This is a genomic window from Inquilinus sp. OTU3971 (assembly GCF_038440215.1).
In genome coordinates, this window is record NZ_JASATH010000260.1 from 1 (window position 1) to 8937 (window position 8937).

General features: G+C 65.4%; 8 protein-coding genes. 5 read left to right on the forward strand and 3 right to left on the reverse strand.

The window, feature by feature from the left end; all coding sequences use genetic code 11:
- Window positions 1-201: 201 nt before the first annotated feature.
- Together AAHM41_RS36740 and AAHM41_RS36745 are read right to left on the reverse strand one after the other, a co-directional pair.
- Window positions 202-1017, reverse strand: coding sequence for a hypothetical protein (locus tag AAHM41_RS36740; protein ID WP_342241595.1), 816 nt, complete (start codon window positions 1015-1017; stop codon window positions 202-204).
- A gap of 156 nt (window positions 1018-1173) precedes the next feature.
- On the reverse strand, window positions 1174-2172 hold the full coding sequence (locus tag AAHM41_RS36745) for a LacI family DNA-binding transcriptional regulator (RefSeq protein ID WP_342241596.1): 999 nt from the start codon (window positions 2170-2172) through the stop codon (window positions 1174-1176).
- A gap of 213 nt (window positions 2173-2385) precedes the next feature.
- Here AAHM41_RS36745 and AAHM41_RS36750 point away from each other — a divergent pair, with 213 nt between their 5' ends.
- From AAHM41_RS36750 to AAHM41_RS36770, 5 genes are read left to right on the forward strand one after another with little or no spacing between them, the layout of a single operon-like run.
- Window positions 2386-3429, forward strand: coding sequence for an ABC transporter substrate-binding protein (locus AAHM41_RS36750; RefSeq protein WP_342241597.1), 1044 nt, complete (start codon window positions 2386-2388; stop codon window positions 3427-3429).
- Window positions 3430-3454: 25 nt separating this feature from the next.
- On the forward strand, window positions 3455-4495 hold the full coding sequence (locus AAHM41_RS36755) for an ABC transporter ATP-binding protein (protein WP_342241598.1): 1041 nt from the start codon (window positions 3455-3457) through the stop codon (window positions 4493-4495).
- On the forward strand, window positions 4492-5379 hold the full coding sequence (locus AAHM41_RS36760; RefSeq protein ID WP_342241599.1) for an ABC transporter permease: 888 nt from the start codon (window positions 4492-4494) through the stop codon (window positions 5377-5379). The genes AAHM41_RS36755 and AAHM41_RS36760 overlap by 4 nt, the downstream gene beginning before the upstream one ends.
- Entirely contained in the window at window positions 5372-6163 is a 792-nt protein-coding gene (locus tag AAHM41_RS36765) for an ABC transporter permease (protein ID WP_342241600.1), read from the forward strand. The genes AAHM41_RS36760 and AAHM41_RS36765 overlap by 8 nt, the downstream gene beginning before the upstream one ends.
- A gap of 14 nt (window positions 6164-6177) precedes the next feature.
- Window positions 6178-7098, forward strand: a complete 921-nt coding sequence (locus AAHM41_RS36770; RefSeq protein WP_342241601.1) for a phosphorylase family protein — start codon at window positions 6178-6180, stop codon at window positions 7096-7098.
- Between the two features lie 44 nt (window positions 7099-7142).
- Here the strand turns inward: AAHM41_RS36770 and AAHM41_RS36775 are convergent, their stop codons facing one another.
- Complete coding sequence (locus tag AAHM41_RS36775) at window positions 7143-8645, reverse strand: M81 family metallopeptidase (protein WP_342241602.1); 1503 nt, start codon at window positions 8643-8645, stop codon at window positions 7143-7145.
- Window positions 8646-8937: the final 292 nt, after the last annotated feature.

Sequence of the window (8937 nt, forward strand, 5' to 3'; positions counted from 1 at the left end):
CCCCCTTGGGGGGGGGCCCACCCCGCGGCACCGGGGTTTGTTGGCCCACGTCGCTGCGCTCCTCGCCATGACGGGAAAGGGACGGAAGAGTCGATCTCAAAGATCGATGGCCTAAGAAGGCTGGCGGGCGGGGCGTGATACCTGGCGCGGGCAGCCGGCGGCGCCCGGCACGGTCCCCGTGCCGGGCGTCTCTCCGCCCAATCATGCAGCCATTCGTCGGCAAGCGTGCTCCCGGTCCTTGCGCCCGGCCGGGTCCTCGCCGGGCGGCGCCGTCGCAGGCGGGCCGGGGCCAGCACCTCCCTGCTCTCCCCCTGCAGAAGGAGGAGGAACCGGCCGGGGCGGTGCCACGGCGGCTTGGGGCGGCTCCGGACCGCCGGCCGCGCAGGCGGTGGTGTCGGAGGCGCTGCGCTCACTCCCGGGCGGACCGGAGGTCCCGCGGGTGTCCCTGGCGGCCGGGCCGCCCTGCGGATCGGCCTTGCCGGTCCCGGCCGGCCCGGCACCGCCGGGTCCATGCGGCGGCAGGCCGAGGTCGCGGCGGAGCCGGGCGATCAGGACCTCGATCGGCAGGACGGTGTCGGCGAGATCGACGTCGATGCGCTCGTCCTCTGTGAGCCGTTCCCAGAGTTCGGTGGTCAGCCGCTCCCTGGCCTCGGGCTTCTCGGCGGCGATGGCGTCGGAGACACCCTCGGCGACGGCACGGCGCCGGCGGTCTTTTTCGTCCTGCCGCCGATTCCTGCGGTCTTCGGCCTTGCGCTGCGCCTCCTCCCGCTGCTGGCGCAGCCTGACCTTCAGCGCGATGGCGCGGCGGATGCCGAGAAAGAGATTGCTGAAGCGGGTCTCGGCCTGTCCGGCGCGATCGAGGTCGCCGGTCGCAAGAGCGGCAACGCCCTGGGCTTGGAAGCCGCGGGCCAGCTCGAAGGCGAGCCCCGCCAGGTCGGACAGCACCGCAATGTCAGCCTCGCCCGTGGCCGGCGAAGCGGCGGAGGGAGTCCCGGCTGTGATGACACCATCGATCATGGCCTGATTAGAACAAAATAGGAACATTCAGGCAAGCGAATTCGTATCGACCGTTGGCGGATGGCATGAGGGGACCGGCCCGGGCGCGCGATGCCCGAGCGGCGAAATTCATGCCGTCACCAAATTTCCAACTCGGTTCGACGTCTTCCGGCCCGACTATTCGGCCGGGTGGAATCTGCCTTGCAGCAAGACTGTCGCGACCGGCTCAAGCGGATTGGCGATCCGGCTTTCCAGGATCTCGACGAGCTTGTGCCCGACATCTGCGATGTCTACGGAATGAACGTCGATCTTCGCCGGCAGGAAGCGCGCCAGACGCGTGTTGTCGCGGGTGACGATATGGACGTCGCGGCCCGGCACGAGACCCCGCCTGCCGAGAGCGTGCAACGCTCCAAGCAGGCCCAGTTCGTTGGCGCATGCCAGGCCGGTCGGCGGATCTGACGACGCCAGCAGGCGATCGAACCAGGCTGCGCTCGATTCCATCGTGAACGTGCCGTGACCGATCAGCGATTGGTCGATCGGAATGCCGGCCTCGGCCATCGCCCTGCCGTAGCCGGCGAGACGCATGGCGCTCGCCTGGTCCTCCGGCACGAGAAGTTGCAGCGCAATGCGCCGACAGCCCTTGTCCATGAGCCGCCGGGTCGCATCATAGGCGATCTGCTCATTGTCGATATCGACATAGGGATAGGCGAGGTCCAGGTCGGTCCTTCCAAACGCGACGAACGGGATGCGTTGATCCAGCAGCAGTTTGACGCGCGGATCACCCGAGACCATTCGCGTGATGATCAGGCCGTCCGCGCTGCGCGCCTGAAGCAGACGTTGCACGCTTTCGACGGGGTCATCGTCGGGCGTGGTGGAATAGATGGACAGACTATAACCCCTCTGCCGCGCCGCCAGCGTCATGCCTTCGATTAGGGGAAGCTTCAACAGATCGGACAGATAGTCTCTCGTCTCCATCGGCAGTACTGCCGTCAGCGTCTGGGTTTTTCCGGTTTTCAGCGCGCGACCATGATGGTTTGGTACATAGCCGACCCGCTTCGCCACCTCCTTGACCCGCTCTATGGTCGAGAGATGCACTTCTGGCCCATCCTTCAGAGCGCGGGATACGGTGGTCACCGAAAGGGAAAGTTCCGCCGCGATCTGTTTCAGATTGGCCATGCCGCCGGACTTCATATGCGAGAGCGCCGGCTGATTTCGCCGGGCATCGCAACGGTACCGGATTCGACGTATCGGGTAAAATCCAAGCTCACCGAACCAACGGACCTATCCGGCAGCAGCTTGACTCTGGACCGTTTTGCGATAATCGTAACGTTACGATTTTTTAAAAAGCTCGTCAGATCAGCGTTTTTAAACCCCGGGTGAGGAGAACCTATGTCTCGGCTACTGCGCGTTTCCCTGGCAGCGATCGCAGTCACGGTTGCCTTGCCCGTCTCTGCCCAAACAGTCACCATCACGACCGCAGGTGGCGATTATGGCAATGCCATGAAGGAAGCCATGTGGGGCCCTGCCGCAAAAGAGCTTGGCTATGATGTCCGCGAGGAGACCCTCAGCGACGGCCTGGCCGGCTTGAAGATGCAGGTCACCTCGGGTGCGGTCACGACCGACGTCATTCACCTGGGCTCACCAGAAGGCGCGCAGGCCGCCGCACAATCGCTGCTGGAGCCTCTCGACTTCAAGATCATCGACCCGAACTCCGTGCCGGACGGCGCAAAGTCCGATTACTGCTATCCGTTCGACTCCTATGGCACCGTCATGTCGTGGAACACCAAGACCTATGGCGAGAACCCGCCGAAGACGTGGGCGGAGTTCTGGGATGTCGGCAAATTTTCTGGCCGTCGCGCGCTGCGTGCCAATGCGCAGGACTCGATCGAGATCGCGCTGCTCTCCGATGGCGTGGCCCCGGCGGACGTCTATGCCGTGCTGAGCACGCCGGAGGGTCTGGATCGCGCGATCAAGCGGCTCGAGGCGATCAAACCAAATGTCTCCGTGTGGTGGACCTCGGGAGCTCAGTCGGCGCAGCTGCTGAAAGACGGTGAGGCGGATCTGGTCGTTACCTGGAACGGACGGGCCCAAACCGTGAAAGCAGATGGCGGCGCGGCCGACTACACGTTCAAGGGTTCGGTCATCGGTACGGACTGCCTTGGGGTGCCGAAGGGAGCGCCGAACAAGGAAGCCGCGATGCAGCTCATCGCAGCGATGACGCAGCCCGCGCGAGTTGCGAAGCTGACCGATTTCATTGCCTACGGTCCGGTCAATCCAGCGGCATATGAGGGTGGCCTCATTCCCGAGGACCGGCTGAAGACCCTCGCGACCGCGCCCGACAATGCCGGCACTTCGGTGTTTTCGAACTCAGAATGGTGGGTCAAGAATGGCGAGGCTGCCCAAAAAGCCTTCGATGAAATGATGGCCCGCTGAGTCTCAGCTCTATAAGGCTGAGCACATGATGAAATCGCTCGCGATTACCATCGACAGCGTGCGCAAGGCTTATGGGCCCTATGTCGCACTGGATGATGTTTCGCTCGACATCAAAGCTGGCGAATTCCTCACGCTGCTGGGCCCGTCGGGGTCGGGCAAGACCACGTTGCTCATGGCTCTGGCCGGCTTTGTCCGGCCGGATTCCGGTAAACTCCTGTTGGGCGATCGAGACATCACCCGCCTGGCGCCCAACAAACGGGACATCGGCATAGTATTCCAGAATTACGCCTTGTTTCCCCATATGAATGTCCTGGCGAATGTCGTGTATCCCCTGGCGCTGCGCAAGACGCCGAAAGCGGAGGCGCGTCAGCGGGCGCTCGACACCTTGACGCGCGTGAAGCTGGACGGTCTGGCGGAGCGCAATGTTGCCGCACTCTCCGGCGGCCAGCGCCAACGGGTGGCGCTGGCGCGGGCGATCGTCTTCGAGCCACGCGTGATGCTGATGGACGAGCCGCTGTCGGCGCTCGACAAGAATCTGCGCGAAACCATGCAGTACGAGATCCGGCGTCTGCACGATGATCTGGGGATCACCACAATCTACGTGACCCATGACCAGCGCGAAGCGTTGATCATGTCTGACCGGATTGCGGTGATGAATTCCGGCCGCATCCAGCAGATCGATACGCCGCAGCGAATTTACGATCGTCCATCGACCCGCTTCGTCGCGGAGTTCATGGGCGAGGCCAATATCGTGGCCCCAGGCTCGGCGCGCAGAATCGATGGTGCCGAAGCGTCGCGCGAAACTCTGATGATTCGCGCCGAAAGCTTTCATCTCGATGCGAAGCTCGTCGGGCGAGACGGAGTGGCTCTCGAAGGAACACTGCGCGCCAAGGCGTTTCGCGGCGAGAACTGGCTTTTGACGCTGGCGCTTGACGGTGGGCAAGAGGTTCTTGTCTGCATTCCGGCAGGACTGGCCGGCGGGTGCGCCGAACTTGCCGCCGGCCAGCGGATGACCGCATACGCACCGGCAGCGAAGGTTCACGCGCTGCCCGGAGCGATCGCGTGACCGTCGCCCCGGATCCGGCGCTCGCGGCCGATGCGCGACGCGAGCGGCGGTTCTTCCTCTCGCTTTCGCTTCCGGCGCTGATCATCGTGGGATTGGCGGCGATACTGCCGATCCTCTGGATCATCCGGCAATCCTTCCTGACCACCGGCGGTGAGTACACCGTCGGCAACTACGAGAAGGTGCTTTCGAGCGGACTGACATGGTCGGCGCTCGTCACCACCCTTGAACTGTCCTTCGGCACGCTGGCGGTCTGCATTCTTCTCGGCGTCCCCCTGGCGCTCGCTCTGGCCAGCGCCAGACCCAGGGTGGCCAACCTGCTGATGGCCTTTGTCATGCTGCCGTTGTGGACCTCTATTCTGGTGCGCACCTATGGCTGGCTCGTGCTGTTGCGGCGCGAAGGCCTGATCAACGCGGCCTTGACGGGTTCGGGCCTGACGGCAGAGCCATTGCCGCTGGTCTACAACTTCACGGGAACGCTGATCGGCATGGTTCACTACATGCTGCCGCTCTTTCTGCTGCCCGTTTACGCCGCAATGCGGGATATCGATGCAAACCTTGTTCGCGCGGCAGCGAGCATGGGGGCCACTCTCGGGCAAGTCATCCGCACAGTCATCATGCCTCTTTCGGCGGGCGGCATCTTCTCGGGCTCGATCATCGTCCTGATCTACACGATCGGTTTCTTCATCACGCCGGCGGTGCTTGGCGGCGGCAAGGTAAATCCTCTCTCGACCCGGATCGAGCGTACGCTGTCGACCTTTCAGGATTGGGGGTCGGCGAGCGTCCTGGGCATTCTACTCCTCGTTCTCATGGCGCTGGTCGGTGTGATGTTGCTGGCGGTACGGCGCCTGGTGGCCCGGAACACGACGGGCGCCCCCCATGCTTGAAGCTTATCCGCAAGACAGGCTCGCCCGCATCCTCCTCTGGAGCTTTGCTGCTCTCGTCATGGCATTTCTGATGGTGCCGACGCTCGTGGTGGTGCCGCTTTCCTTTTCGGCATCGAATCTGCTCGAGTTTCCGCCGCACGCCTACTCGTTGCGCTGGTACGAGAACTTCTTCGGCTCGGCAACGTGGATGGCTGCGCTCAGAACGAGCCTGATCCTCGGGACATTGACGGCGTTGATCGCGGTGCCTTTTGCACTGCTCGCCTGCATCTCGATGAATCGGCTGGGCGGAAAGACCGCTGCGGCCATCCAGAGCATCCTGCTCACCCCCTCGATCACTCCGGGAATCCTACTTGCGATCGGTCTCTTCTTTGTGCTGGCGGCGCAGCGTCTGGTCGGAACGCTGTTCGGTGTGCTGGTCGGACATGTGGTGCTGGCCATCCCGGTCGCCTGCATTGTGCTGTTGCCCGCACTGGCCCGCTTTGACTGGAACCAGGTTCAGGCAGCGCGCAGTCTCGGTGCGAACTGGCCCACGGCCATCGCCGGAATAATTGTTCCGCAACTTCAGATCAGCTTGTTGTCGGCGACACTGATGGCCTTCCTGACTTCACTCGACGAATCCGTCATTTCGATCTTCGTCGCCAGTGGTCAGAACAGCACGCTGCCGAAGCTCATGTTCCTGTCGCTGCGCGATCAGATCGATCCGACCATAGCGGCGATCTCAACATTGTGGACGGCCGTCGTCGTGGTCGCTGTCCTCATCGTGACCCTTCGCCGAAAATCCTGACCGAGACTGGAAACATGCCCAGCAATCATCACACAGCCGACGATCCGGCGGATCATTCGACGGACATACCCCAGGTGGCGTTGGCGATCATCACCGGATCGGCGAATTGGGGTCTCGCCTTCCCGGAAGATGTCGAATTCGCCGGTGTGCGCACCCTGCGTCGTGACATGAGTTTCGAGACGCCTTTCGGTCGTACCGACAACTGGAAGCTGCTCGAGTTCGATGCATCGATTACAGCCGAAGGGAGAGCAAAGCGCGCGCTGTGCATGTATTCCCACGGCAACCCCCGCGACCATATCGACCATTCCTGCCATCGCCGCGCGTTCTGGGTCTTGATGAGGGCGGGTGTGCGGCAAGTCCTGGCCTGCTCGACCGTCGGCGCCGTCAGCAAGGCGATCCAGCCCGGCGACATGGTGGTCACCGCCGATATCATCGAACTGACGCAGACCCCGTTTTCACTGCTTCCAGACCGCCAGAGCTTCGACTGCTCGGGCAAGCAGATCGTGTGCCCAAGATGTGCGGCGGTTCTGGCCGAAACGGCCCGCCGTCATTGGCCAGCCGAATGCCGCGTTCACGGCATCGAACAGCAGTTGGTGGCTGCCCATTGTTATGGGCCGCGACTGACCACCCCGGCCGAAGCCTTGGCGTATCGGAGCATGGGGGCAGATGTACTCAACCATTCGATAGCCCCTGAGGCTACCTTGTCGCGCGAGATCGGCGCGTGCTTCGTGCCCTGCGCGTTCGTAACCGCAGGTTTCAACGACTATATGGACCGCAATCGCCAGGAATTGCTGCGGGAGGACGTGTTGCCGAGCCTCTCCATGACAGCCTCGCGGGTTGCGCTGGAGACCGCGGCCCGACTTCCGGCTGATCCCGAATGCTCTTGCCATGGCTTGAAATCGCCGCAACCAGCAGAGCGATCCACCCGGTTCTGACGCAGCGGCTATCGAGAGAGGCAGCGCAACACTCGACGATCGAGCTATGGACGCCGGAAGAATGCCGGCCCCAGCGGCCGCAGGCGGACGCCGTCGCGCAGGCGGGTGAAGGGCTGGGATGCCGGGTCGGCCAGGTTGGGGCCCGGAGCCTCGACCACCAGCACCGCCTCGGCGATCGGCTCGAAATCGGCGCGGAAATGCACTGAGCTCTTCAGCGCCAGGATCTTCTGGGCCGAGGGCTCGACCCCGAGATGCCGGAACATCGCCTGGTCGGCCGCCTGCTGCTTGCGGCTGCACACCGCGACGCGGACGCCGCCCGGGTGGCGCAGCAGCGCCATCGGGCCGAGCTGCATGCGGTTGCCGCCGTAGAACGGGCCGGTGCCGGTGAAGCGGCCGTCGCCCAGCGCCTCCACCGTCCACGCGGCCTTGAGCGGCTGCTGGCCGCGATAGGCGCTGCCGGCGCCGATGCCGCGGTCCAGCACCGCTCCGACGCCCGCGGCCTGCGCCGCTGCGGCCGTCGCCGCATCGGCCAAGAGGCCCAGCACCGCGCCTTCGGCGCCACCGCGGATCAGCGCCTCCAGCAGCACCACGCCATCGGATTCGGCGCCGCCGCCGGGATTGTCCTGGGTGTCGGCCAGCACCACCGGCCGCTTCGCCCCGGCTGAGAGGCGCCGGGCCTCGGCCACCGCCGCGTCCGGCTGCAGCAGCACCGGCACGAACTCGGGCTCGGCCGCGGCGATCGCCGCCGCCATCGCGTCGACCGCCGCGGCCAGCGCCGGAGGATCGGCGCCGTAACCGACCAGGCTGGGCCCGCAATCGGCGAAATCCGCCGCCGGGAAGCCCATGGAGAAGCCGAGCGAGACGTCGTGCCGGCGCTCGAGCCCGGCCAGCAGCGCGTAGAGGCGCCGCGCCGGGTCGCCGAGCGTGCACTGCCCGATCAGCGAGACCAGGAACTCCGCCTGCCGGAACGCCTTGGCGGGCCGCCAGCCGGACAGGATGCGATCCAGCAGCGCCGCCGCCCGCGCCCCGGTCTCGGCCATGTCGACATGCGGATAGGTGCGGTAGGGCACCAGCAGGTCGGACAGGTCGACCATACGCTGCGTGACGTTGGCGTGCAGGTCCAGGCTGGCCACGATCGGGACGTCCGGCCCGGTGACGGCGCGGATGCGGGCCAGGATCTCGCCCTCCCCGTCCGGCACGCTTTCGGTGACCATGGCGCCGTGCAGGTCGAGATAGACGGCGTCGACCGGCCCGGCGGCGCGCAGGTCGGCGACCAGCATCGCCGTGATCCGCTCGAAGGCGTCATCGGTCACCGGCGCCGAGGGCGAGGCCGAGCACCACAAGAGCGGCGCGATCTGGTGCCCCGCCGCCGTCGCGGCCACGAGGAAGCCGGCGGCCGGCAGGTTGATCCCGGCCAGGGCCGGCGCCAGCGCCGCGCCGCGCGACAGGCCGGGCCAGCCGTCGGTGGTTTCGAACTGGCCGTAGCCGGCCTTCACCGAGGCGAAGCTGTTGGTCTCGTGCTGGAACCCGCCGACCGCGATCCTCATCCCGAACTCCCATCCTGTCGTCCCATGGTCATGGCACAGCCGGGCCGGAGGGTCGAGCCGGGCGAGGCCTCGCCGGGGTGACGCCTGTCCCGCCCAGGCCTAGGATGCCCGCCCCAAGGAGAGTCGCATGCGTCCAGCCGCCGTCATACTGCTCGTCGCCGCCCTGCTGCCCGGCCTCGCCGCGGCGCAGGAATCCTGCGATCTTTTCCAGAGCCTCGGCGCCGCCGACGCCGCCCCGCGACTGCAGGTGGTCGCGCCGGGCCAGGTGCATTTCGTCAAGGGCGCGGGGGAG